Below are 23,412 nucleotides of genomic sequence, written 5' to 3'. Positions count from 1 at the left end.
GCATTCATCGGCTGAATTGACGATATGTCCGGGCGGGAGGCTGGTGGTGGACGTGCCACTCGCCAACCGGGTCAGGTCCGGAAGGAAGCAGCCCCAACGAGTTGTGTACGGGTCATCGTGCCGGCCTCCCACCCTATCGACGGATCGTTCCGGAGACGCCATGAGCCTCGAAAGCGTGCGCGCCCATCTCGACACGGCAGCCCCCGACATCGACATCATCGAGACCAAAGCCTCAAGCGCCACGGTGGAAGAAGCCGCAAGCGCCCATAACGTCGCCCCCGCCCAGATTGCCAAGACGCTGTCCTTCAGCGTGAAGGATGACGTGTTTCTGCTGGTCGCGCGCGGCGATGCGCGGATCGACAACAAGAAGGCCAAGGCGGCCTTTGGCGGCAAGGTGAAGATGCTGCCGCTCGAAGACGTCGAGACGATCACCGGCCACCCGGTTGGCGGCGTCTGCCCCTTTGGCCTGGCAAACCCGATCAGGGTATACTGCGACGAGAGCCTGAAGGCTTTCACCGAGGTGGTGCCGGCCGCAGGCTCCCGCAACGCGGCGATCCGGATTGCGCCCGACAGGCTTGCCGAGATCACCGGCGCCGACTGGGTCGATGTCTGCGCCGAACCCGCGGCCTGAGGGCGGCTTCAGAAATTCTGTGCATTTCGCCGAAAGCTCTGCCAGACTGAGCCGCACTCTGTGACAGCGCCGCACGGCTTGGGCTATTGTTGAAAACCCGGTCGCAAACCGGACAGGAAAGGTGGCAATGGCCGAGAACGAACAGCAGCGCGAAAAAGACGCCGGATACCGCGTGCTGGCGCGCAAGTACCGTCCCAAGGACTTCTCCGACCTGATGGTCGGCCAGGAGGCGATGGTACGCACGCTGACCAACGCCTTCGAGACCGGCCGGATTGCGCAGGCCTATATGCTGACCGGGGTGCGCGGTGTGGGCAAAACCACCACCGCCCGAATTCTCGCTCGCGGCCTCAACTACAAGACCGACACCGTCGACAAGCCGACCATCGAGCTGAAGGAGATCGGCGAGCACTGCCAGGCGATCATGGAAGGCCGCCATGTCGACGTGATCGAGATGGACGCCGCCTCCCATACCGGCATCGACGATATCCGCGAGATCATCGATCAGGTGCGCTACCGGCCTTCGACCGCGCGCTACAAGGTCTATATCATCGACGAGGTGCACATGCTCTCCAACCAGGCCTTCAACGGCCTGCTGAAGACGCTGGAAGAACCGCCCGAGCATGTGAAGTTCATATTCGCCACCACCGAAATCCGCAAGGTTCCGATCACGGTGCTGTCGCGCTGCCAGCGCTTCGACCTGCGCCGGATTCCGGCCGCCGATCTGGTGCGGCTGTTTTCCACCATCGCCGCCAAGGAAGAAGTCGAGATCGAGGACGAGGCGGTGCAGATGATCGCCCGCGCCGCCGAGGGTTCTGCCCGCGACGGCCTGTCGCTGCTCGATCAGGCGATTTCGCATGGCAGCGGCCATGTGGAAGCGTCCGCCGTGCGCGCCATGCTGGGCCTTGCCGACCGCGCCCGGATCGTCGATCTGTTCGGCCATATCGTGACCGGCGATGTCGCCGCAGCCCTGGCCGAATTCCAATCGCAGTATGAGGCCGGGGCCAATCCCGTGGTCGTGCTCAATGATCTTGCCGATTTCACCCACCTGGTGACGCGGTTGAAATATGTGCCGGAGGGCGCGGAAGACGTTTCGCTGAGCGAGATCGAACGCACCGCGGGCACCGGCTTTGCCGAAAAGGTAGCGGTTTCCGCGCTGTCGCGCATCTGGCAGATGCTCTTGAAGGGCATCCCGGAAACCGAAAACGCCGCCCGCCCGCTGGGCGCTGCCGAAATGGTGCTGATCCGGCTTGCCCACGCCGCAAGCCTGCCCTCGCCGGAAGATGCCGCGCGCAGGCTGCTGGCGCTGGAGGAAGGCGGCGCTGCCGCAGGCCCTACCCCCTCCGCACCGCCGGCCGGTCGCCCGCAGGCCGGCGGCTCCGGCGGCACGAACGCTGTTTCGGCCCGCCAGACCGGCGAAGCGCCCCGGCAATCCGCCACCGTCACCATGCTGCACCCGCAAAGCGCGGAAGCGCGCCAACCGGAGATCGCGCCGCAGCCGGAAACCGTGGAGCCCGAACCGGAGCCAGCGCCGGAACCTCAGAAGACCTCGGCGATCAAATCGCTGCAGGACATTACCGACCTCTGCTCGAAGAACCGCGCGATCAAGATGCGCTCGGAAATCCGCAATTTCGTGCGGCTGGTGCGGCTTGAGCCCGGCCGGTTGGAGGTGAACCTCCTGCCCGGCACATCCGCGACCTTTCTCAACGATCTCGGCGCGAAGCTTCGCGAATGGACCGGCGAGAGCTGGTTCGTCAGTCTCAGCAAGGAAAACGGCGCGCCGACGCTTCTCGAAGCCGAGGAGGCCGAGCGCGAGCAGCGCTTCCGCGATGCCCGCGAGGATCCGGATATTGCTGCCATCCTGAAATTCTTCCCCGGCGCGGAAATCCGCGATGTGCGGGTGCGCGCTGAGAGCGAAACGGCGGACACCGCCGATGGCGATGCGCCGGACGCCGCCATGAACGAAGACGGCGACGTGCTGCCGGAAGACGATATCGACGAATAGAAACAACACTCTAAGGAGACGACATGCGCGATCTGATGGGCATGATGGGCAAGGTCAAGGAAATGCAGGCCAAGATGGAGCAGCTGCAGGAAGAGATTGCGGCCGCCCGCGTGGAAGGCGTGTCCGGCGGCGGCATGGTGACAATCGAGATGACCGGCAAGGGCGACATGCTATCGATCAAGATCGATCCGAGCCTGCTTGCCGGCGACGAGGCCGAGATGCTGGAAGACCTGATCGTCGCCGCCCACCGCGACGCCAAGGACCGCGCCAGCGAAAAGGCGGAGGAAATGACCAAGGAACTGACCGCCGGCCTGCCGATCCCGCCCGGCATGAAGCTGCCGTTCTGAGGACCGGCCTATGACGCTCGGCGCGCTCGCCCTGTTCGCCATCACGCTGTTCGTCGCCGCCGGCTCTCCGGGGCCGAGCGTGGCAGCGCTCGTCGCCCGCGTCTTGTCGCGCGGGCATCGCGATGTGCTGCCGTTTCTGGCGGCGATGTGGTTGGGCGAGGCGCTGTGGCTGACGCTAGCGGTGTTCGGTCTGACGGCCGTCGCCACCAGCTTTCACGACGTGTTCGTGGCGATCAAATGGGCGGGCGTGGCCTATCTTCTCTGGCTCGCCTGGAAGATGTGGTTCGCAAGGACGGAAACCGCCGGCGCGGAACTGCCGCAGGCAAGCTCCGGCTGGAAGATGTTCCTCACCGGGTTGAGCGTCACCATCGGCAATCCGAAGATCATGATGTTCTATGTGGCGCTGCTGCCGACGATCCTCGATCTTGCAAGCGTCACCCTCGTCGGCTGGCTGGAACTCACCGTCACCCTGCTGATGGTGCTCGCCGTCGTCGATCTCTCGTGGGTATTCCTGGCCGCCAGAGCCCGCCGGCTTCTGAAAAGCCCCCGCGCCATGAAGATCGCCAACCGCCTCAGCGCCGGCATGATCGGCGGCGCGGCCGTGGCGATCGTGACGCGGTGACGGAGTATCAATCGGCCTGCTCCTCCAGCGCCCTGCGCAGCTTCCAGTGAACCGGCGCGGCAAGATAGCGCGTCCTGTCCTCTGGTGAGAGCTTCCGACCGTACTTCTCCATCATTTCCGGAAGCGGAACACGCGCTCCTTCAAATCTGCGATAGTCCACCGTCTCCCCGGCGGCGATTGTGCCCGGCGCGATCACCCGGCAATAGACGCCCGGACGCGCGGCCTTCCGGTAGCGTCTGACGAATTTCGGGTCCTGCATGCGACGCGCGAATGTGTTGCAGGGAATGCGGCATGAGGTCGCCTCCAGCACCACATCACCGATGACAAAACGATCGCCCGCCAGAACCAGGCGATTATCAAGTCCCTCGATCACGAGGTTTTCCCCGAGCATTCCCGCACGGTAAGGGACGCCCAGTTCCGCCTCCCACCAATCGAGCGAGATCGAGCCTTCGAGATAGACCGCCTGATCGACCCCACCGTGATTGGCGTGGTCGCCGATATGATCGCCTTCAAACCCCTCGGGTCCGACCGGCACCGGCCCGGCAACCGGGCGCTTGAAAATGCCGGTGCGATGCCGCACGCCGTCAAGAGCTTCCGGTTCACCGATGCAAACGGCTTTTATTTTCATCACATCTCACCTCTCATATCGTTCTCGCTTCGAAAGTCTTCGCTGTCAAAGCCGGCAACCGCAAAAACGATTCCGTTTTCCCTGCCGATGCGTTAGGGAGAGCCATGGCAAAACGAGTCACCGGTCCCGAAATCGAAAAACTGATCCAGCTTCTGGCGAAGGTGCCGGGGCTGGGGCCGCGTTCGGCGCGGCGGGCGGCGCTGCATCTAATCAAGAAGCGCGACCAATTGATGGGCCCGCTTTCCGGCGCGATGCAGGATGCCTATGACAAGGTGAAGATCTGCTCCACCTGCGGCAATGTCGACACCGCCGATCCCTGCACGATCTGCACCGATCCGACCCGCGATCAGGGCCTCGTCATCGTCGTGGAGGATGTCGGCGATCTGTGGGCGCTGGAGCGGGCGGCGGCACTGAATGCCGCCTATCACGTGCTCGGCGGCACGCTGTCGCCGCTCGATGGCATCGGGCCGGACGATCTCACCATCGCCGCCCTCATCGACCGGGTGAAGGCCGGCGAGGTGCGCGAACTGATCATCGCCGTCAACGCCACCGTCGAAGGTCAGGCGACCGCCCACTACATCACCGATCAGCTTGACGGTCTCGACATCAAAGTGACCCGGCTTGCCCACGGCGTGCCGGTCGGCGGCGAACTCGACTATCTCGACGAGGGCACGCTGGTGGCGGCGCTCCGGGCCCGCACGAGCCTGTAGCTTACGCGGCTCCGTCCAGCCGGAAGCCTATCCCGGCTTTAACGCATCGCTGACGAATTCGCCAAGTTGCTCCGCCAACTGCCGGGCCACATTGCCCTGATCCGTCCAGTCGTCGGCGACCTCGCCGAGATAGGCCCGGCGCGCATGGTCCAGCATCATGGCATCGGGGTCCGGGATGCGCGGGATCGCCCAACTGGCGGCGGCGTCCTTCGTGACGAATTTCCCGGTGCTGGCCGTGTGCCACATCCGCGCCAGCGTCAGCAGGACATTCCGCTCGTCCCCGCGCAACCCATCCAGCAGGCCGGGCAGGACATCGCGCATCGCCTGCCGAACATGCTCCGCCGGGACATCCGGCAGCAGTTCCTCGACAGGTGGCCCGAGCAGGGGAATGGCCTCCTGGCGGGCCTGCGCGAGAATCAGCGAATATTCGGGATAACGTTCGGGTATCGGCTGTTCACCGGCCTCGAAGGCGCCCCGCAACCATTCTCCATAGACGAACTCAGCCCGCGCCGGGTAGGCACCGCGCGCAAGGTCAGCCCGGCAAAATACCATGACCTCAAGGCAACGGGGCGCGCCGGCTGCGGCAGGGTGGCGACCGGAGAGGCGCAGCAGGTCCATCAGCAGAGCTTTGCGTTGGCTCGCGGTCAGCGCGGCGTCGACAACCGCCAGCAGATCGATATCGCTCTGCGGCCGGAGCCCGCCCGTCACCGCAGACCCATGCAGATACGCACCGAGCAGCCCATCGCCCAGAATGCGCTGCAGGAGCGCCAAGGTCGACCGTATCTGCTCATCTTGATGAGGCGCCGTCTGCATGCCGTAGTTCTAGCCAACATTGCGCATCGTCGGAAGTGACATCAGCGATCACGCGCAACGTCTTGTCCTTGGCGTCTATTCCTCGCGTGGCGGCCGCGTCTCCTTACCCGCCGTGCTGGCCGACAGCGTCCAGCAGCGCCTCAAGGTCTTCGCCGCCGGTCCAGTGCACCGCGCGCCAGCCGAAGGCCCGGGCTGCCTCGATATTCTTGCGCTGATCATCCACCAGAACATGGTCCGCCCCGGCAAAGCCGCTCTTTGCCTCGGCCGCCTCGAAGAAGGCCGGGTCCGGCTTCTTCGCCCCAATCGCCGCCGAATAGACGATCCCGTCGACGCGATCGGAAAGCTTGAGCTGTGCCATCAGATATTCAGCACGCAGGTGTTCCTGGTTGGTGGCGAGAAAGATGCGCGTTCCCCGTGCGCGCAGCCGGTCGCAGGCCGCAAGCACATCATGGTCGATCGCCGAATCGCGCTCGAACCAGTAGGCCATGAAATCATCCGGCGAGACCGGCGATGCCAGCACCGGCAGGCATCCCTCCAGCACATCCCGCAGCGCCTTCCTGCCGGCAACGATTTCCGGCCAGTGCGGAATGAAGAAATGCTCTTCAAGCATGTCCGGGTCGATGCCCAGATCGCGCTTGATATCGCGGGCCCAGGACTGGCCGTCCGGACCGCTGATGACGACGCCGTCGACATCCAGCATCAGGCATTTGGTCATGTCGCTCACTCCGCAATTTTCCGCCCCGTCTTACCCTGCCTGGCCATGCGGGCCAAGGCTGACGCTTGACAAAGATAATATATCCATTATTCTGGATATATGGATGAGAATCAGACAATCGCGGCGCTGGCCGCACTGGCGCAGCCGACACGGCTTCAGACCTTTCGGCTGCTTGTGGAAAGCGAGCCGGAGGGCATTGCCGCGGGCGAACTCGCCCGCAGGCTCGACGTTCCGCAGAATACCATGTCGGCGCATCTTTCGACGCTTGTCCGCGCGGGCATCGTCGTCAACGAGCGGCAGGGGCGCTCGATCATCTACCGGGCCGATCTGGAAGGCTTCCGCGCCGTCATGCTCTATCTCCTGCAGGATTGCTGCGGCGGCAATGCGGATCTCTGCGCGCCGCTGATCGAAGGGCTCCAGCCATGTTGCGCCGCTGCCGGAAACACCCACGAGGACACCCGCAATGACCGACCGAACCATTAATATTCTGTTTCTCTGCACCGGAAATTCTGCCCGTTCCATCATGGCGGAGGCGATCCTGAACAAGGAAGGCAAAGGTCGCTTCCATGCCTTTTCCGCCGGCAGCAGGCCAAAGGGCGAGGTTCACCCGCTCGCCCTGAAGACGCTTGAGACCATGGGTTACCCAACGGAAGGCTTCCGCTCCAAAAGCTGGGACGAATTCTCCGGCCCCGATGCCCCCGAGATCGACTTCATCATCACCGTCTGCGACAACGCCGCCGGCGAGAGCTGCCCGATCATGCGTGGCAGCGGCAGGCGCGCCCACTGGGGCGTCGAAGACCCGGCTGGCGTTTCCGGCACGGAAGAACAGAAGCTGCGCGCCTTCGCCCAGACCGCGACATTCCTGAAAAGCCGGATCATGGCCTTCCTCGACCTCGCCCGGGAAACCATCGATTCCCCCGGGATCGACACGCATATGAAGCAGATCGGCGCCATGGACGGCGCAACCGAGAAAAGCACGAAAGCCATCTGACATGTCCACCTTTGAACGCTACCTGACCGTCTGGGTGGCTCTGTGCATCGTCGCGGGCGTTGCGCTTGGCCATTTCTTCCCCGCGGCCTTCCACGCGGTTGCCGCCATCGAGATCGCGCGGGTCAACCTTCCGGTCGCCGTGCTGATCTGGCTGATGATCATACCGATGCTGCTGCGCATCGACTTCGCCGCGCTGGCGCAAGTCGGACGCCACTGGCGCGGCATCTCCGTCACGCTGTTCGTCAACTGGGCGGTGAAGCCTTTCTCCATGGCACTGCTCGGCTGGCTGTTCATCGGCTGGCTGTTCCGGCCCTATCTGCCCGCCGACCAGATCGATTCCTATATTGCCGGGCTGATCATTCTCGCGGCCGCGCCCTGCACCGCCATGGTGTTCGTCTGGTCGAACCTGACGAAGGGCGAGCCGCATTTCACGCTTTCGCAGGTCGCCCTCAACGACGCGATCATGATCGTTGCCTTCGCGCCGATCGTGGCGCTGCTTCTCGGCCTCTCCGCCATTACCGTGCCGTGGGACACGCTGGTGCTGTCGGTCGCGCTCTACATCGTGATACCGGTGATCATTTCCCAGCTAATCCGCCGCTCGCTATTGGCGGGCGGTTCAACGGCGCGGCTGGATTCTCTTCTTGCGCGCCTGCAGCCGGCCTCGCTGGTCGCGCTGCTGGCCACGCTGGTGCTGCTGTTCGGCTTTCAGGGCGAACAGATTATTGCACAGCCGATGATCATCGCGCTACTGGCCGTGCCGATCCTGATCCAGGTCTATTTCAACTCCGGCCTTGCCTATCTGCTCAACCGGGCGGCGGGCGAGCAGCATTGCGTTGCCGGCCCCTCGGCCCTGATCGGCGCGTCGAACTTCTTCGAGCTGGCCGTCGCCGCCGCCATCAGCCTGTTCGGGTTTCAGTCCGGGGCGGCGCTCGCCACCGTTGTCGGCGTGCTGATTGAGGTGCCGGTGATGCTGTCGGTGGTCTACATCGTCAACCGCAGCAAGGGCTGGTACGAAAGCGGCGCCGCGGTTGCCCGCAACGCCGTACACGACCAGTCTCACCGCCCAAGCAGCGAATCCAGCGCCTCGTAGCTTACCGGATTGTCCGGGCAGAGCCCGAGCCCGCATTCGGCGAGCGTGGAAACGCCGTTGCCAAGCGTCATCGCGGCGAAGAACACCACTGCCGCGAGGCCAAGCCCGGAAAGCTTGCGCCGCGGCTCAGTCGCGAACCCGCCGAGAAGCAGCATCACGCCCGAGCCGAGCACGACCACAGAAAACAGCACGAACGCCCAGGTGTAGAAATGCATGCCGAGGAAGGGATCGCCGTAAGCGCCGGTGCCCGGCACCACATGCAGCGCCACCTGCCTGAGCGCCGCCACAGCGCCCGCGACTGCGCCGAGGATCATCAGCCCGTAGTGGCGCGGCTTGACGCCGAGGATCACGTTCAGCGCCAGGCCGACACCGACCAGCACGAAGCCGGCCCGCTGCAGCAGGCATAGCGGGCAGGGAAGCTCCCCTTCAGCGAACTGGGCGTAGAAGGCAAACAGTAACACGACCGAGATCGCAAAAAGCGCGAGCGTATTCAGAAAATGGACAAATCGTTCGCTCATGTCGCCCTCACAGTTGGATATCGAGGATATCGGTGGCATGGAACCGGTACAGCACGAGCACCGCGACCACGCCCAAAATGGTCACGGCGATGGCCGCGCCCTGCCTGTCGCGGGCCGCGAGGTAAAGCGCCGCAGCGCCGATGAAAAACGGTAAAGCCATCATCCTGATTATCCCCCTGTTGGATGCTCAAGCCACCCATGGCAGGCTTTGGCGCTTCGGGCAAGCAACCGATGGGACCAATTCCGGTATCAAACGACAGCAAGGGTTTCACCTTTGCCGCCAATTGCTTTACCCATACGCCAGCGAAAACTGCATTAAGAGCTCACCATGCGCAAAGCCCATGAACTGCCCTACCGGCCGAATGTCGGCGTGATGATCCTGAACCCTGAAGGCAAGATCTGGCTGGGGCGCCGACTTTCTGAAAACAATTCGGAATCCGACGGCACGCCGCAGCTCTGGCAGATGCCGCAGGGCGGCATCGATCCGGGCGAGACGCCGCTTGAGGCCGCAACCCGCGAGCTTTACGAGGAAACCGGGATAAGATCGGTGGAGCTTATCGGCGAATCGGCAGGGTGGATCAATTACGACCTGCCCGATCACCTGATCGGCATCGGCCTGCGCGGCAAGTTTCGCGGCCAGACGCAGAAATGGTTCGCCTTCCGCTTTCTCGGCGACGACAGCGAAATCGCGATCGATCCGCCGCCGGACGGCCACGAGCGCGAATTCGACGCCTGGCAATGGGCCGATATCGAAACCCTTCCCGGGCTGATCGTCACCTTCAAGCGCGCGGTGTATGAAAGGGTCGTGGACGAGTTCGGGCATCTGACCCGACAGGCACACGACGCTCCGTCCGGCAGAGGCGCGCTCTGGAGCGTCTGAACAATCAAAAAAAGGCCCGGAAAAATCCGGGCCTTCGAAAACCAACGAAAATGCCAGGGAGCGGTTATTCGGCACTCTCGCTCGATGCGGCGTTGAGCTGGGCATATTTCTGCTCGCCGATCGAATCCAGCAGTTCGAGCTGGGTTTCGAGAAAGTCGATATGGCCTTCCTCGTCGATCATCAGCTCTTCGAAGAGCTTCATGCTGACGTAATCGCCAGCCTCGTGACAGATGTCACGGGATTCCTTATAGGAATTGCGCGCTTCGTATTCGCCGGCCAGATCGGATTCAAGCACTTCTTTGACGGTCTGGCCGATGCGCAGCGGAGCCACGGTCTGAAGGTTGGGATGGCCTTCGAGGAAAATGATGCGGTCGATCAGCTTGTCGGCGTGGTGCATTTCCTCGATCGATTCGGCCCGCTCTTTCTCGGCGAGCTTCGTCAGACCCCAGTCTTTCGTGAGACGGTAATGCAGCCAGTACTGATTGACGGCGCCGAGCTCAAGAAACAGAGCTTCGTTCAGCCGTTCGATAACTTTTTTGTCGCCTTTCAATGTCCGCTCTCCTGTTCTTTTGGTGGAACTCTTTGAGGCGGCTCAAAAAATCACATATCTCAGCTTCGGTCGAGTCACTATTTTTATGATAGGCCTCGGTCGTGCGGACAATGATATCGGCGACATTCGGGAAGCAACCACAGCAGCGGCCGCGCTTGGCCATGCGGTGATAAACCTTGGCGGGAACAATAAGCTGCCAACAGTCCTCGTCGAGCAGCTCGACGATGGTCTGTTCAATTTCCTTTTCGGTAATGAAATTGCAACTGCAAACCAGCATGCTTCCACCATTGACATAAGTCTCTGATGAGAGCTGTTTTGCAAAAGGCGAGGCTGATTGTCAAGATTAAATTAGCGTCAGCCCGTCACGAAGGTTTGAGCGGGCTCACACCAAAATTGCTCAACGAATGGAATCAGTTGACGGCGGCGAGCGCGCAGGGGTCGACCCCATAAGCGGGCGCGCAGCCGGGCTTGCCCGCGGCAATGCTGCCGGGAGCGGCGAGAGAAGCCGCCATGATCATCAATGCTGCGCCTGCGAACAAAACAGCGATAGACTTACCCATCGTTCCAGAAACCTTTTTGATACGAACCCGCTTGATCATCTTAGCGATGACTTTCCAATAAACAGTAAAGGCGCAACTACTGTGACAGGTTCCAGAATGTGGCAAAATTTTTGCGAAATTGTGGGCAGGATATGCACCCGCCCCCTTATTCCGTCAAGCGGTTTTTCCGAACTGGCCGTGCTGACGGTACTGAACGAGGTAAGTGCGCAACACTACCTCAAGCTGTGCCGGGCGGATGCCGAGGCCGTCGAGGGTGCGCCCCTCTGCCTGCGCTTCTTCGGAAACGATATTGTCCGCTTTCAGAAGCTTGACCTGGTCGGACGTCAACGGCGGCGCGATGAACGGTATCAGGCTGGCAATGCTGCCGAACAGTGACGCGAGGCCGAACGGCATGGAGACGAGCGCGCGCTTGCGTCCGGTCACCGAGAGCAGCAATTCCAGGCACTCGCGGAAGGTCAGCACGTCGCGCCCGCCGAGTTCGTAGACCGTTCCGGTCTGAAGCTTGCCTTCGACGGAACGCGCGATCACCTCGGCGACATCGCCGACATAGACCGGCTGGAACTTCGTCTCTCCGCCGCCGATCAGCGGCAGGAACGGTGAGATCAGCGACATCTTGCCGAACTTGTTGAAGAAATCGTCTTCCGGTCCGAAGATGATCGAGGGCCGCACGACCACCGCGTCGGGACAGATTTCGCGGATCGAGGCTTCGGCCACGCCCTTGGAGCGGGCGTAGTGCGACGGGCTGTCGGCATCGGCGCCAATCGCGGAGACATGCGTAAGCTTGGCACCTTCGGACCGGGCAACTTCGGCCACCAGCCGCGCGCCTTCGGTCTGCACCGCATCGAAGCCGTTCTTGCCGCTCTCGAACAGGATGCCGACGCAATTGACGACATGGTCCGCGCCGTGGATGGCGCGACGCACCGAATCTTCGTAGCGCAGGTTGGCCTGCATGAAGGTGATCTGGCCGACATTGCCGAGCGGCTGCAGGAACAGGGCGAGATCCGGACGGCGAACGGCAACGCGGATGCGATATCCCCGTTTGGCCAGCGCCCGGACGACATAGCGACCGACAAAACCGGAACCGCCGAAGACCGTAACCAGCGGGGGAATGTTCGATAGCGTCATGACAAGCCTCTCGTTTGGATGATAGCTCCCCCTTAGCCCAATCCATCGCGAAGGTGAAGGGACAAGAGGTCGCGGCGGTTAATATCGCACAGCCTCGGCGGACCGGCGTGGCACCTGCGACACAGGCCGGAGCGCGCGGGGCGACTCAGCCGTTCACGGCCCCAAGCATCTCCGCCTCGATGTCATCGACAATCCGCCGGGCAGCGGCTTTCGGGTCGTCGGCCTTGACGATCGGACGACCGACCACGAGGTGGCTGGCGCCGGCGGCAATGGCGTCGCGCGGGGTCATCACCCGCTTCTGGTCGTCGGCAACGGAGCCCGCCGGCCGGATGCCCGGCGTCACCACCGCCATGTCAGCGCCAATCAAGCCGCGCACCGTTCGAGCCTCGGCCGCCGAACAGACAACCCCGCCCATGCCGGCCTCGGCCGCCTGGCTGGCGCGCTTCTTAACGAGTTCAGCGGCGGTTGCGTCGTAGCCGGCTTCGATCAGGTCGGCATCATCCATCGAGGTCAGCACGCTGACGCCGAGCAGGCAGAGCGGCGACCCGGCCGCCGCCGCGACCGCCGCGCGCATCGCCTTCGGATAGGCATGCAGCGTCAGCATTGTCACGCCCATCTTCGCGATGTTCTCGACGCCCTTGGCGACCGTGTTGTCGATATCGAGCAGCTTCATGTCGAGGAAGACCTGCTTGCCGTCTTCCGCCAGTTCGCGGGCAAGGGAAAGCCCGCCGGCGAAGACGAGCTGATAGCCAATCTTGTAGAAGGAAACCGTATCGCCGAGGGTCTCGACCATCGCCTCCGCTTCGGCCACGGTCGGAACGTCCAGACCCACAATCAGGCGGTCGCGTGCAGACATGTCATCGGCTCCTTCATCTCTTTTCACCGCGATGCAGTTCGCATAAAAACGCCCGCGCGGAAAGCGAAAAGGGCCAGAGCTCAACTCGGTACGAAATACGCTGGCGCTGCCTTCTAGACGCGCATCGGCATCAGCACGTATAGCGCGTTTTCGCTGTCGGTGTCACGCACCAGCGTCGGCGAGCCGGCATCGGCGAACAGGAAGATCGCCTCGTCACCGGTCAACTGGCCGGTGATGTCGAGCAGGTACTTGGCGTTGAAGCCGATATCCATCGGCTCGCTGTCATAGCCGACGGCCAGTTCATCCGTGGCGCTGCCCGAATCGGGATTGTTGACGGTGAGCGTGAGCTGGCCCTCTGCCAGCGACAGCTTTACCGCGCGCCCGCGTTCCGACGAGACGGTGGAGACGCGATCGACGGCCTTGGTGAAATCGGCGCAGTCGATCCGCATCTCGCGGTCGTTATTGGCTGGGATCACACGCTGGTAATCCGGGAAGGTGCCGTCGATAAGCTTGGAGGTGATCACCACCGAACCGATGGTGAAGCGGATCTTGGCATCCGAGACCTCGACGGCGACAACGATCTCCGGATCATCGAGCAGCTTCTGCAGCTCGCCGACCGTCTTGCGCGGTATGATGACGCCGGGCATGTTCTCGCAGCCGGCCGGCGCGTCGATTTCGGCACGCGCCAGACGGTGGCCGTCGGTGGCAACCGCCCGCAGCTTCAGCGCCTTGCCCTCGGCCATGGCGTGGAAATAGATGCCGTTCAGGTAATAACGGGTTTCCTCGGTGGAAATCGCGAACTGGGTGCGGTCGATCAGCATCTTCAGATCGCTCGCCTTCAGCTTGAAGGCGTGGCTGAACGAGCCGGCCGTCAGATCGGGAAAATCTTCCTGCGGCAGGCATTGCAGCGAGAATTTCGACTTGCCGGAAGCGACCGAGATGGTCTGGCCGTCAGTCGCTGTCGCAAGCGACACTTCCGCGCCATCGGCGAGCTTGCGCACGATTTCGTAAAGCAGATGCGCCGGCACGGTGGTCGCGCCCGCTTGTTCGACCATCGATGCCGTCTTTTCGGTGATTTCGAGATCGAGGTCGGTCGCCTTCATCTCGAGATCGTTCCCTTCGGCCTTCAACAGCACATTGGAGAGAATCGGAATGGTGTTGCGCCGCTCGACCACGCGATGGACGTGGTTCAGGGACTTCAGCAGGTTTGATCTCTCAAGCGTGATACGCATGACTTTCGCTTTCACTCTTACATTGCGCGGACGGCGACGGCATGCGCCGCAGGCGGGGTGACAAAATGACAGCAAATCCGGCCCGATTGCAAGGGCCCTCACTCCTTCCTTCCCCAATGATCACAGGCTGAGGTCCGGCGCCCCTTGCGAGCGCTCCCACGCCGTGGTCAAACGGACAATGAAAATGCCGGGACAATGGTGATGGAAGACAACAGCAATCGGTTCGAAATCGTAGGCCATCCGATCGAGGCGCGGCCGCTTTCGCCGGGCCTTTATCTGGTGGCGACGCCGATTGGCAATCTCGGCGACATCACCATCCGCGCGCTCGAAACGATTGCCGGAGCCGATATTCTCGCCTGCGAGGATACCCGCGTCACCCGCAAATTGCTCGACCGCTTCGCGATCCGCAAACGCCCCTATGCCTATCACGAGCACAATGCCGAAAAGGCGGGTGAGAAGCTCATGGAGGCGCTCGGCGCGGGCAAGACGGTGGCGCTGGTTTCCGACGCCGGCACGCCTTTGGTCTCCGATCCCGGTTACCGGCTGGCGCAGCAGGCGATTGCAGCCGACATCAAGGTGGTGCCGATCCCCGGCGCGTCCGCGCCGCTTGCAGCGCTTGTGGGCGCGGGCCTGCCGAGCGATGCCTTTCTGTTCGCGGGTTTCCTGCCGGCCAAGGACAAGGCGCGGCGCGACCGGCTGGCGGAGCTTGCCGACGTGCCGGCAACGCTCGCCTTCTTCGAATCCCCGCACCGCATCGCCGCCACGCTGGAAGCTGCCGCCGACGTGCTGGGCGGCGAGCGGCCGGCCGCCGTCTGCCGCGAACTGACCAAGACCCACGAGACCTTCCGCCGCGGCACGCTTTCCGAACTGGCGGCGCTCTATCGCGACGAAACAGTGAAGGGCGAGATCGTGCTGCTGATCGGCCCGCCGGCCGAGGACCCGGCGCCCGAACCCGCCGATGTGACCGCGCTTCTGAAGCGGCTCGCGAGCGAAATGCCGGCGGCGAAGGCTGCGGCCCAGGCGGCGAAGGAGACCGGCCTGCCCCGCAAGGAGCTCTACCAGCAGCTTCTGGCGCTAAAGGATGGCTGACGCGCCGAAGGCCCGCCGAAAGGCCGAGCGGCGCGGGCATCGCGCCGAGTGGCTGGCCGTGCTCTTTCTGCGTCTCAAGGGCTATCGCGTCGTCGCCACCCGCTACAAGACCCATGCCGGCGAAATCGATATCATCGCCCGCAAGGGCGATCTTGCCGTGTTCGTCGAGGTCAAGGCGCGCCGGGAAACGCAGGTGGCGATCGATGCCGTGACGCCGTCGGCCATGCGCCGCATCCGCGCGGCCTCCGATATATGGCTGGCGCGCCAGCCCGATTTTCACCGCCTCTCCCAGCGCTACGACATCGTCGCCTGCCTGCCGGGCCGCCTCCCGCGCCATTTTCCCGACGCGTTCTGACGTCCGGGCCTGCGCTTTTACAATTCTGCAACAAAACCGTCGTCTGCCCGTCATGCAGCAAGGCTACCTCCCCGGTAATCATCGCAGTCGATGATTTTCAGAACCGGGGACTTTGACCATGAAGAAATTCGTTCTGGCCGCGCTCGCCGCCGGCCTTTCTACGTCGACCGCTTTCGCCGCCACCGACATCACCTGGTGGCACGGCATGGGCGGCAAGAACCAGGAAGTCATCAACCAGATCGCCGAAAAGTTCAACGCCTCGCAGGATGCCTGCACGCTGACGCCGGTTTCCAAGGGCACTTATGAAGAAGCGCTCGCCGCCGGCATCGCCGCCTTCCGTTCGGGCGAGCAGCCGAACATTCTCCAGGTGTTCGATGCGGGTGCCGCCACCATCATCAACGCCGAGGGCGCTGCCGTTCCGGCCGAAGACCTGATCAACGACGCCGGCTACGAATTCAACCGCGAAGACTTCATCGAAGGCGTGCGCTACTTCTACGCCGACAGCGAAGGCAAGTTCGTCGGCATGCCGTTCAACTCGTCGGCGCCGATCATGTACATCAACACCGAAGCCTTCGAAAAGGCCGGCGTCGAGCCGCCGAAGACCTGGGAAGAGTTCGAGGAAATCGCGCCTGCCCTGAAGGACGCCGGTTACGTTCCGCTCGTCCAGTCGCAGCTGACCTGGGAAATGACCGAGAACTTCTTTTCGCGCAACAATCTGCAGTTCGCGACCAACAACAACGGCTATGACAGCGTCGAGGGCACCGAGATTCTCGTCAACACGCCCGAGCACATCATGATGTATGAGAAGCTCAAGGATTGGTACGACAACGGCTACTTCGGCTATTACGGCGCCGGCTGGTCCGATAACCAGAAGCCGTTCGAGGAAAACAAGGTCGCACTGTGGATCGGTTCGTCCGGTTCGTTCGGTGGCCTGCAGAGCACGGCCCAGATGCCTTTCTCGGCGACCTTCCTGCCCTATTGGGGCTCGATCGACGGCGCCGGCACCAACTCCTTCATCGGCGGCGCGGCGCTCTTTGCGCTTTCCGGCAAATCCGACGACGAGAACAAGTGCACGGCCGACTTCTTCCAGTTCCTGACCTCGCCGGAAATCCAGTACTTCTATCACAAGTCCACCGGGTACGTGCCGGTCACCACCGCGGCCTATGAACTGGCCAAGGAAGACGGCTGGTATGAAGAGCAGCCGGTTGCCGAAGTCGGCATCCAGCAGCTTTCGCTGCCGGGCGGCGAATGGTCCAAGGGCTACCGCATGGGCTTCTACCCGCAGATCCGCGAAGTGATGGAACGCGAATACAACAAGATCTTCGCGGGCGAGACCTCGGTTCAGGACGCGATGGCCACGATCGAGCAGGAAGGCAACGCCCTCCTCGCCCGCTTCGCCAAGACCGCCGGCAACTAAGGCATCGCACACGAAAGTTGCCGATCCGGGGGCCAACGCCCCCGGATTTTGGCGTGTTTGCCAAATGCAATCCCCGTCGCAAACGACGGTCGCGTTTTACCCGAGTGATGGAACTTGCTTCCGATACTCTCTCCCGCTTGCGGGAGAGATGCCCCGAAAGGGGCAGTGAGGGTGATGCAGCCTTTCCAGTCATGAGGGCGTTCGCGGGGTGGGTCTCCCCCTCACTGTCGCTGTCGCGACATCTTTCCCCTCCGGGGCGAGAAGACTTGGGGTCTATGTGGCATGGGCGGGTTGGTCGCCCCGACCGCAACAGGAAACAGAAAATGAAGCGCGTCCAGTTCAATTCGGCCCTGCTGCCCTATCTTTTCGTGCTGCCGCAGATGGCGATCATCGTGATCTTCTTCTACTGGCCGTCAGCACAGGCGATCCGCTCGTCCTTCTTTCTGGAGGACCCGTTCGGGTTCGGCGAGACCTTCGTCGGCTTCGACAATTACGCCGATGCGCTGACCTCCTCCTACTATCTTCAGGTCGCGCGGTTCACGGTGATCTTCACCATCATCGTCACCTTCCTGTCGCTCACCCTCGGACTGCTGCTCGCCTCCAAGGCCGATGACGTGATCCGCGGGTCGAGCAGCTACAAGACGCTGCTGATCTCCGTCTATGCGATCGCACCGCCGGTCGCGGGCCTGCTCGGCATGATGTTCTTCGACCAGCATATCGGCCCGTTCGTCAAAATGGCGTCCTGGCTTGGCTGGGACATGAAGGTCGGGATCAATTATTTCGACACCGCCTTTGCGATGATCACCGTCGCGGTGTGGAAGCAGATCCCCTACAATTTCATCTTCTTCCTGTCCGGGCTGCAATCGATCCCGGTCTCCGTGCGCGAGGCAGCCGCCATCGACAATCGCTCGCGCATCGGCCGGTTCTGGACCGTGACGCTGCCGCTTCTGGCGCCGACGGCCTTCTTCCTGCTGATCATCAACATGACCTATTCGCTGTTCGACACGTTCGGCATCATCGACGTGATCGTGAAGGACAAGGCCGCCAACAACCCGATCACGCTGGTCTACAAGGTCTATATGGACGGCTTCCGCGGCAATGACATCGGCGGCTCGGCGGCGCAATCGGTGATCCTGATGATCATCGTGCTCGCGCTCACCTTCTTCCAGTTCCGCTTCATCGAGCGGCGCGTCCACTACAATTGAGGCCGGCGCCATGCACAGAACAAAACTGATCGATCACATCATCCTGCTGTTCGGCGTATTCTTCATGATCGGCCCGGTGTTCGTGGCCTTCATGACTTCCACCCACACGGCGGTCGATGTCCATATCAACGGCCTGCAGGTGAGCTGGGGCGGCGATTTCGTCGAGACCTACAAGGAGTTGCTGACCCGCAAGGGCGGCTTCACCGGCGAGGTGACCGGGGCGCGCATGGTGATGAATTCCTTCATTCTCGGCGTCGGCTTCGCGGTCGGCAAGATCGTGCTGTCGATGCTGGCCGCCTATGGACTGGTCTATTTCCGCTCGCGGTTTTCGACACTGTTTTTCTGGATGATCTTCACCACGCTGCTTCTGCCGCTGGAAGTGCGCATCCTGCCCTCCTACGACGTGATGACCAAGCTCGGGCTGATCAACACCTATACCGGGCTGATCGTGCCGCTTCTGGCATCGGCCACCGGCACCTTCTTCTTCCGCCAGTTTTTCAAGTCGGTGCCCGACGAGCTTCTGGAGGCCGCCCGCATCGACGGCGCAGGCCCTTTCAAGTTCTTCATCGATATTCTGGTGCCGCTGTCGAAGACGATGATCGCCGCGATCTTCATCATCATGTTCGTCTATGGCTGGAACCAGTATCTGTGGCCGATGATCATGACCAATGACGAGAGCTTCTACACGCTGGTGCGCGGCATCAAGCAGATCCTGCTCGTCTGGGTCGGCTCCCAGATCCCCGAATACAATCAGGCCTTCGCCCTTGCCGTGCTCGCCATGCTGCCGCCAGTCCTGATGGTGGTGATCTTCCAGAGCTGGTTCATCAAGGGCCTGACCGAAAGCGACAAATAGGAACAGCAATAATGTCCGCAATCGAAATCTCGAAGGTTTCCAAGATCTATTCCGGCGATCAGCGCGCGGTCGACAGCGTCGACATCGCGATCGCCGATGGCGAGTTCATCGTGCTGGTCGGCCCGTCGGGCTGCGGCAAGTCCACGCTTTTGCGCATGGTGGCGGGTCTCGAGACCATTACCGATGGCGAGGTGAAGATCGCCGGCAAGGTGGTCAACAAGATGGACCCGGCCGAGCGCGATATTGCCATGGTGTTCCAGAACTACGCGCTCTACCCGCATATGACGGTCTACAACAACCTCGCCTATGGCCTGAAGAACCGCGGCACGCCTAAGGCCGAGATCGCCGAACGGGTTGCCGAGGCCGCCCGCATGCTGGAGCTCGAGCCTTATCTGGAGCGCAAGCCGCGCGCGCTTTCCGGCGGCCAGCGCCAGCGCGTGGCGATGGGCCGGGCGATCGTGCGCAAGCCCGCTGCCTTCCTGTTCGACGAGCCGCTCTCCAACCTCGACGCCAAGCTGCGCGTCTCGATGCGCGGCGAAATCAAGCATCTGCAGAAGCGGCTCGGCACCACTTCGATCTACGTGACCCACGACCAGCTTGAGGCGATGACGCTAGCCGACCGGCTGGTGGTGCTGAACGGCGGCAGGATCGAGCAGATCGGCACGCCGCTCGACGTCTACCACAAGCCGGCCTCCACCTTCGTCGCCAATTTCATCGGCTCGCCGGCGATGAACCTAGTCGAGGGCAAGCTGACCGGCGGAAAGCTCACGATCGGCGACAACAGCATGCAATTTGCAAGCGCGCCGCCCAAAGACGGTCCGGTTACCGTCGGCATCCGCCCGGAGGACCTGCAGCCGACGACCGGCGAAGGGCTGAAGGCGCGGCTTGACTATGTCGAGGAACTCGGCGCCACGCGGCTTGCCCATTGCCTGACCGGCGGCGAGCGGCTGACGGCGGCGCTCTCCCCCGAGATACCGCTTGCCGACGAACTCACCTTCGCGGTGCTGCCGGAAAAGCTGCATTTCTACGACCACGCCACCGGGAAGCGGCTTTCGAACGCCTGAGAAAAGCCCGCGATTGCCAAGGGGCGGCGCGATGACTAAATATCGTGTCGCCTCAAACCAACCGGGATCCGCTTTCATGGCCGCAATCAAGAACGTCGCCGTCCAGATGGACCATATCTCCACCGTCAAGATCGGCGGCGATTCGACCTTTGCCATGAGTCTCGAGGCTCAGAACCGGGGCTATAATCTGTTTCACTACACACCCGATCGCCTTAGCCTGCGTGACGGCAAGGTGTTTGCCGCCGTCGAGCCGATGACGCTGCGCGACAAGGAAGGCGACCACTACACGCTGGGTGAAACGGAGCGGGTCGACCTTTCGACCATGGATGTGGTGCTGCTCAGGCAGGACCCGCCCTTCGACATGGCCTATATCACCTCCACCCATCTGCTGGAGCGCATTCATCCGAAGACGCTGGTGGTCAATGATCCGGCCTGGGTGCGCAATTCGCCGGAGAAAATCTTCGTCACCGAATTCGCCGACCTGATGCCGCCGACGCTGATCACCAAGGACGAAAACGAAATCAAGCGCTTCCGCGAGGAAATGGGCGATATCATCCTGAAGCCGCTTTACGGCAATGGCGGCGCGGGCGTGTTCCATTCCACCCGCGACGATCGCAATTTCACCTCGCTGCTGGAAATGTTCGCGCAGATGTTCCGCGAACCCTATATCGCCCAGGCCTATCTGCCCGCCGTGCGCAAGGGCGACAAGCGCATCATTCTCGTCGATGGCGAATTCGCCGGGGCGATCAACCGCGTGCCGGCCGAGACCGACAGCCGCTCCAACATGCATGTCGGCGGCCGCGCGGAAGCCGCCGGCCTGACCGAGCGCGAGAAGGAAATCTGCGCCCGCATCGGCCCCGCGCTGAAAGAGCGCGGCTTCATCCTCGTCGGTATCGACGTGATCGGCGACTACATGACGGAAATCAACGTCACCTCGCCCACCGGCATCCGCGAGGTCAAGAAATTCGGCGGCGCGGATATCGCCAGCCTGATGTGGGATGCGATCGAGAAAAAGCGCCTATGAGCGCTGCGCGACCAGCGCTTCCTGCGTGAGGCGGGCGCGGATCTCGTTCTTCTGGGCGTCAATCATGCCCGAGATCAGGAACAGATCGACGATCCACCATAGCGCCCAGATGCCAAGCAGGAAAAAGCCGACGATGAAGACGACGGTCAGACCGCCGATGACGTTGAGCAGAAGCATGGCAAGGCCCGACCCCATGCGGCCGAGATAAAACCGGTGAATGCCGGCCCAGCCCAGGAAAAACCAGAGCAGATAGGCAGCCGCCGGCGATTTGGCGCTGTTGGTCACGTGCTGCTCGATCAGTATCCGCTCTTCGGTCGTCAGTCCCATGGCACCCTCTTTGCTTTCGACCCGAGGTTTACTGCGGTGCTGGCGATCTGTCTATCCCGTTGAACACGAGGGAGAAATAAAAGTTCTCTTTTTGTTCTTGCATGTAAGGGCGAGTTATGGAATCCTTACAACCTGAAGACACAGGCAAGCGGGCGGGATGGTCATGGTTTCACGCGTTCATACGGTTGCATTTCAGGGGATCGAAGGCGTTCCGGTCGACGTGCAGGTCATGGTCGCGCCCGGCAAGATCGGCATGCAGATCGTTGGCCTGCCGGACAAGGCGGTGGCCGAAAGCCGGGAACGGGTGCAGGCCGCGCTGCATGCCACGGGCTTGGCACTTCCGCCAAAGCGGGTCACCGTGAATCTCGCGCCGGCCGACCTGCCAAAAGAGGGCTCGCATTTCGACCTTGCGATCGCGCTCGGGCTGATGGCCGCGCTTGGCGCCGTGCCAGCCGATGCGCTCTCCGGCTACATGGTGATCGGCGAACTGAACCTCGACGGCACGATCGCCTCCGTGGCCGGTGCGCTGCCGGCGGCAATCGCCGCCAACGCGCTGGACAAGGGCCTGATCTGCCCGGCAGATTGCGGGCCGGAGGCGGCCTGGGCAAGCGCGGACATCGATATTCTCGCCCCCAAGAGCCTGATCGGCATCGCCAATCACTTCAAGGGCACGCAGGTGCTCTCCCGCCCGCATCCGGCGGTGCGCGCGGCACCGCACGACCTTCCGGACCTTGCCGATATCAAGGGACAGGAAAGCGCCAAGCGCGCGCTCGAAGTGGCGGCCGCCGGCGGCCACAACCTGCTGATGGTCGGCCCTCCGGGGGCGGGGAAATCCATGCTCGCCGCGCTCCTGCCCTCCATCCTGCCGCCGCTTCTGCCGCAGGAACTGCTCGACATGTCGATGGTGCACTCGATCGCGGGCAAGCTTGCCGGCGGCCGATTGTCGGACCGCCGCCCCTTCCGCGCGCCGCATCACTCGGCCAGCATGGCCTCGCTGGTGGGCGGCGGCATCAAGGCGCGGCCGGGCGAAGCCTCGCTTGCCCATCACGGCGTGCTGTTTCTCGACGAATTTCCGGAATTCTCGCCGCAGGTGCTCGATGCCTTACGCCAGCCGCTCGAGACCGGCGAATGCGTGATCGCCCGCGCCAACCACCGCGTCTCCTATCCCGCCGCTTTCCAGCTTGTCGCGGCGATGAACCCGTGCCGCTGTGGCATGGCGGGCGAGCCCGGCCACTCCTGCGCGCGCGGCCCGCGCTGCGCCGCCGATTACCAGGCCCGCATTTCCGGCCCGCTGATGGACCGGATCGATATCCGCATCGATGTACCCGCCGTCAGCGCCATCGACCTGATCGGCGCGAAATCGACGGGCGAAGCGAGCAGCGCGGTGGCGCGAAGGGTGGAACGCGCCCGCAACGCCCAGCGCGAACGCTTTGCCGGGCTCGATGAGAAGGCGGTCACGGTCAACGCCCGCTGTGCGGCAAACCTGATCGAGAAACTCGCGGAACCCGATGCCGCGGGGCTTGCGCTGCTGCGCGAGGCGGCGGAGAAGATGCGGTTTTCCGCCCGCGGCTATCATCGCGTCCTCAAGGTCGCCCGCACCATCGCTGATCTCGACGGCAAGGCCCAGGTTGGGCGCATGCATATCGGCGAGGCCATCGCCTATCGCGTCGCAACGCCCGAGCGCACCGGCGCCATCGCCTGATGCGTCCCCGCCTGGTTGCGGCCGTGCCAGCATCGCATGCTGCTTAATAGCGAAATACCGTCTTTCCGGTTCGGGGTGCTCAGGGCTCAGGGCTCAGGGCTCAGGG

General features: G+C 62.8%; 29 protein-coding genes and 1 other RNA gene. 18 read left to right on the top strand and 12 right to left on the bottom strand.

All coding sequences use genetic code 11. The features are described 5' to 3' along the window. The first annotated feature begins 35 nt into the window (after nucleotides 1-35). The 5 genes from ffs (at nucleotide 36) to V6765_RS19810 (ending at nucleotide 3,602) form a co-directional block, all read left to right on the top strand. Nucleotides 36-132, top strand: an RNA gene (ffs, locus tag V6765_RS19830) — signal recognition particle sRNA small type. A gap of 28 nt (nucleotides 133-160) precedes the next feature. After that, nucleotides 161-631, top strand: coding sequence for a YbaK/EbsC family protein (locus V6765_RS19825; RefSeq protein WP_448431975.1), 471 nt, complete (start codon nucleotides 161-163; stop codon nucleotides 629-631). 127 nt (nucleotides 632-758) lie between these two features. Continuing rightward, nucleotides 759-2,633 carry a DNA polymerase III subunit gamma/tau gene (locus tag V6765_RS19820; protein ID WP_448431973.1) on the top strand — a complete coding sequence of 625 codons (1,875 nt, stop codon included), beginning with the start codon at nucleotides 759-761 and terminating at the stop codon, nucleotides 2,631-2,633. Between the two features lie 23 nt (nucleotides 2,634-2,656). Continuing rightward, nucleotides 2,657-2,980 (top strand): YbaB/EbfC family nucleoid-associated protein, encoded by a 324-nt coding sequence (locus tag V6765_RS19815; protein ID WP_448431971.1) that lies wholly within the window; start codon nucleotides 2,657-2,659, stop codon nucleotides 2,978-2,980. 10 nt (nucleotides 2,981-2,990) lie between these two features. Beyond that, nucleotides 2,991-3,602 (top strand): LysE family translocator, encoded by a 612-nt coding sequence (locus V6765_RS19810; protein ID WP_448431969.1) that lies wholly within the window; start codon nucleotides 2,991-2,993, stop codon nucleotides 3,600-3,602. Between the two features lie 7 nt (nucleotides 3,603-3,609). Here the strand turns inward: V6765_RS19810 and V6765_RS19805 are convergent, their stop codons facing one another. Next, complete coding sequence (locus V6765_RS19805; RefSeq protein ID WP_448431967.1) at nucleotides 3,610-4,230, bottom strand: MOSC domain-containing protein; 621 nt, start codon at nucleotides 4,228-4,230, stop codon at nucleotides 3,610-3,612. 104 nt (nucleotides 4,231-4,334) lie between these two features. On the opposite strand from V6765_RS19805, the gene recR reads away from it, so the two are divergent. Beyond that, a complete protein-coding gene (gene recR, locus V6765_RS19800; protein ID WP_448431964.1) occupies nucleotides 4,335-4,940 on the top strand; it encodes a recombination mediator RecR in 606 nt (201 codons plus the stop codon). 27 nt (nucleotides 4,941-4,967) lie between these two features. Here recR and V6765_RS19795 read toward each other — a convergent pair whose 3' ends face one another. Together V6765_RS19795 and V6765_RS19790 are read right to left on the bottom strand one after the other, a co-directional pair. Beyond that, nucleotides 4,968-5,753, bottom strand: coding sequence for an aminoglycoside adenylyltransferase family protein (locus V6765_RS19795; RefSeq protein WP_448431962.1), 786 nt, complete (start codon nucleotides 5,751-5,753; stop codon nucleotides 4,968-4,970). 103 nt (nucleotides 5,754-5,856) lie between these two features. Further along, nucleotides 5,857-6,468: an HAD-IA family hydrolase gene (locus tag V6765_RS19790; RefSeq protein WP_448432027.1), complete on the bottom strand. Its 612-nt coding sequence runs from the start codon at nucleotides 6,466-6,468 to the stop codon at nucleotides 5,857-5,859. 99 nt (nucleotides 6,469-6,567) lie between these two features. Between V6765_RS19790 and V6765_RS19785 the strand changes: the two genes are divergently transcribed. Genes V6765_RS19785 through arsB form a run of 3 tightly spaced genes read left to right on the top strand, consistent with a single transcriptional unit; the run spans nucleotide 6,568 to nucleotide 8,549 of the window. Beyond that, nucleotides 6,568-6,951 carry an ArsR/SmtB family transcription factor gene (locus V6765_RS19785; RefSeq protein WP_448431960.1) on the top strand — a complete coding sequence of 128 codons (384 nt, stop codon included), beginning with the start codon at nucleotides 6,568-6,570 and terminating at the stop codon, nucleotides 6,949-6,951. Then, on the top strand, nucleotides 6,932-7,459 hold the full coding sequence (locus V6765_RS19780) for an arsenate reductase ArsC (RefSeq protein ID WP_448431958.1): 528 nt from the start codon (nucleotides 6,932-6,934) through the stop codon (nucleotides 7,457-7,459). Before V6765_RS19785 ends, V6765_RS19780 begins: the two co-directional genes overlap by 20 nt. A 1-nt stretch (nucleotide 7,460) precedes the next feature. Beyond that, on the top strand, nucleotides 7,461-8,549 hold the full coding sequence (gene arsB, locus V6765_RS19775; protein WP_448431956.1) for an ACR3 family arsenite efflux transporter: 1,089 nt from the start codon (nucleotides 7,461-7,463) through the stop codon (nucleotides 8,547-8,549). Here the strand turns inward: arsB and V6765_RS19770 are convergent. Together V6765_RS19770 and V6765_RS19765 are read right to left on the bottom strand one after the other, a co-directional pair. Further along, a complete protein-coding gene (locus V6765_RS19770) occupies nucleotides 8,516-9,067 on the bottom strand; it encodes a disulfide bond formation protein B (RefSeq protein WP_448431954.1) in 552 nt (183 codons plus the stop codon). The genes arsB and V6765_RS19770 overlap by 34 nt on opposite strands. 7 nt (nucleotides 9,068-9,074) lie before the next feature. Then, nucleotides 9,075-9,227 carry a DUF5993 family protein gene (locus tag V6765_RS19765; protein WP_448431952.1) on the bottom strand — a complete coding sequence of 51 codons (153 nt, stop codon included), beginning with the start codon at nucleotides 9,225-9,227 and terminating at the stop codon, nucleotides 9,075-9,077. Nucleotides 9,228-9,395: 168 nt separating this feature from the next. Between V6765_RS19765 and V6765_RS19760 the strand changes: the two genes are divergently transcribed. Further along, nucleotides 9,396-9,947, top strand: coding sequence for an RNA pyrophosphohydrolase (locus V6765_RS19760; protein ID WP_448431950.1), 552 nt, complete (start codon nucleotides 9,396-9,398; stop codon nucleotides 9,945-9,947). 64 nt (nucleotides 9,948-10,011) lie between these two features. Here the strand turns inward: V6765_RS19760 and bfr are convergent, their stop codons facing one another. The 6 genes from bfr to dnaN all read right to left on the bottom strand — a co-directional run bounded on the left by bfr (nucleotide 10,012) and on the right by dnaN (nucleotide 14,270). Further along, the gene (gene bfr / locus V6765_RS19755) at nucleotides 10,012-10,497 is read right to left on the bottom strand and encodes a bacterioferritin (protein ID WP_230721575.1); all 486 of its coding nucleotides are present in this window, start codon (nucleotides 10,495-10,497) and stop codon (nucleotides 10,012-10,014) included. Next, a complete protein-coding gene (locus tag V6765_RS19750; protein WP_079920719.1) occupies nucleotides 10,445-10,774 on the bottom strand; it encodes a (2Fe-2S)-binding protein in 330 nt (109 codons plus the stop codon). The genes bfr and V6765_RS19750 overlap by 53 nt, the downstream gene beginning before the upstream one ends. 133 nt (nucleotides 10,775-10,907) lie before the next feature. Then, nucleotides 10,908-11,096: a hypothetical protein gene (locus tag V6765_RS19745; RefSeq protein ID WP_448431948.1), complete on the bottom strand. Its 189-nt coding sequence runs from the start codon at nucleotides 11,094-11,096 to the stop codon at nucleotides 10,908-10,910. Between the two features lie 114 nt (nucleotides 11,097-11,210). Next, nucleotides 11,211-12,182, bottom strand: coding sequence for a complex I NDUFA9 subunit family protein (locus V6765_RS19740; protein WP_448431946.1), 972 nt, complete (start codon nucleotides 12,180-12,182; stop codon nucleotides 11,211-11,213). A 145-nt stretch (nucleotides 12,183-12,327) separates the two neighbouring features. Further along, nucleotides 12,328-13,038, bottom strand: a complete 711-nt coding sequence (pyrF, locus tag V6765_RS19735) for an orotidine-5'-phosphate decarboxylase (RefSeq protein WP_448431944.1) — start codon at nucleotides 13,036-13,038, stop codon at nucleotides 12,328-12,330. A 113-nt stretch (nucleotides 13,039-13,151) separates the two neighbouring features. Further along, entirely contained in the window at nucleotides 13,152-14,270 is a 1,119-nt protein-coding gene (gene dnaN / locus V6765_RS19730) for a DNA polymerase III subunit beta (RefSeq protein ID WP_448431942.1), read from the bottom strand. 195 nt (nucleotides 14,271-14,465) lie between these two features. On the opposite strand from dnaN, the gene rsmI reads away from it, so the two are divergent. From rsmI to gshB, 7 genes are all read left to right on the top strand, one after another. Then, a complete protein-coding gene (rsmI, locus tag V6765_RS19725; protein WP_448431940.1) occupies nucleotides 14,466-15,359 on the top strand; it encodes a 16S rRNA (cytidine(1402)-2'-O)-methyltransferase in 894 nt (297 codons plus the stop codon). Then, complete coding sequence (locus V6765_RS19720; protein ID WP_448431938.1) at nucleotides 15,352-15,714, top strand: YraN family protein; 363 nt, start codon at nucleotides 15,352-15,354, stop codon at nucleotides 15,712-15,714. The genes rsmI and V6765_RS19720 overlap by 8 nt, the downstream gene beginning before the upstream one ends. Nucleotides 15,715-15,832: 118 nt before the next feature. Further along, a complete protein-coding gene (locus tag V6765_RS19715; protein WP_448431936.1) occupies nucleotides 15,833-17,131 on the top strand; it encodes an extracellular solute-binding protein in 1,299 nt (432 codons plus the stop codon). Between the two features lie 323 nt (nucleotides 17,132-17,454). Beyond that, a complete protein-coding gene (locus V6765_RS19710; RefSeq protein WP_448431934.1) occupies nucleotides 17,455-18,336 on the top strand; it encodes an ABC transporter permease subunit in 882 nt (293 codons plus the stop codon). 10 nt (nucleotides 18,337-18,346) lie between these two features. Continuing rightward, nucleotides 18,347-19,189 carry an ABC transporter permease subunit gene (locus V6765_RS19705; RefSeq protein ID WP_448431932.1) on the top strand — a complete coding sequence of 281 codons (843 nt, stop codon included), beginning with the start codon at nucleotides 18,347-18,349 and terminating at the stop codon, nucleotides 19,187-19,189. 11 nt (nucleotides 19,190-19,200) lie between these two features. Continuing rightward, entirely contained in the window at nucleotides 19,201-20,253 is a 1,053-nt protein-coding gene (locus V6765_RS19700; RefSeq protein WP_448431930.1) for a sn-glycerol-3-phosphate import ATP-binding protein UgpC, read from the top strand. 76 nt (nucleotides 20,254-20,329) lie between these two features. Then, the gene (gene gshB / locus V6765_RS19695) at nucleotides 20,330-21,277 is read left to right on the top strand and encodes a glutathione synthase (RefSeq protein ID WP_448431928.1); all 948 of its coding nucleotides are present in this window, start codon (nucleotides 20,330-20,332) and stop codon (nucleotides 21,275-21,277) included. Here the strand turns inward: gshB and V6765_RS19690 are convergent. Continuing rightward, nucleotides 21,272-21,604, bottom strand: a complete 333-nt coding sequence (locus V6765_RS19690) for a TM2 domain-containing protein (protein WP_448431926.1) — start codon at nucleotides 21,602-21,604, stop codon at nucleotides 21,272-21,274. The genes gshB and V6765_RS19690 overlap by 6 nt on opposite strands. A 163-nt stretch (nucleotides 21,605-21,767) precedes the next feature. Here V6765_RS19690 and V6765_RS19685 point away from each other — a divergent pair, with 163 nt between their 5' ends. Then, nucleotides 21,768-23,306, top strand: coding sequence for a YifB family Mg chelatase-like AAA ATPase (locus V6765_RS19685; RefSeq protein ID WP_448431924.1), 1,539 nt, complete (start codon nucleotides 21,768-21,770; stop codon nucleotides 23,304-23,306). The last annotated feature ends 106 nt before the right edge of the window (nucleotides 23,307-23,412 follow it).

Source organism: Martelella sp. FOR1707 (genome assembly GCF_053484265.1).
This window is presented reverse-complemented; position numbering and strand designations above follow the sequence as displayed.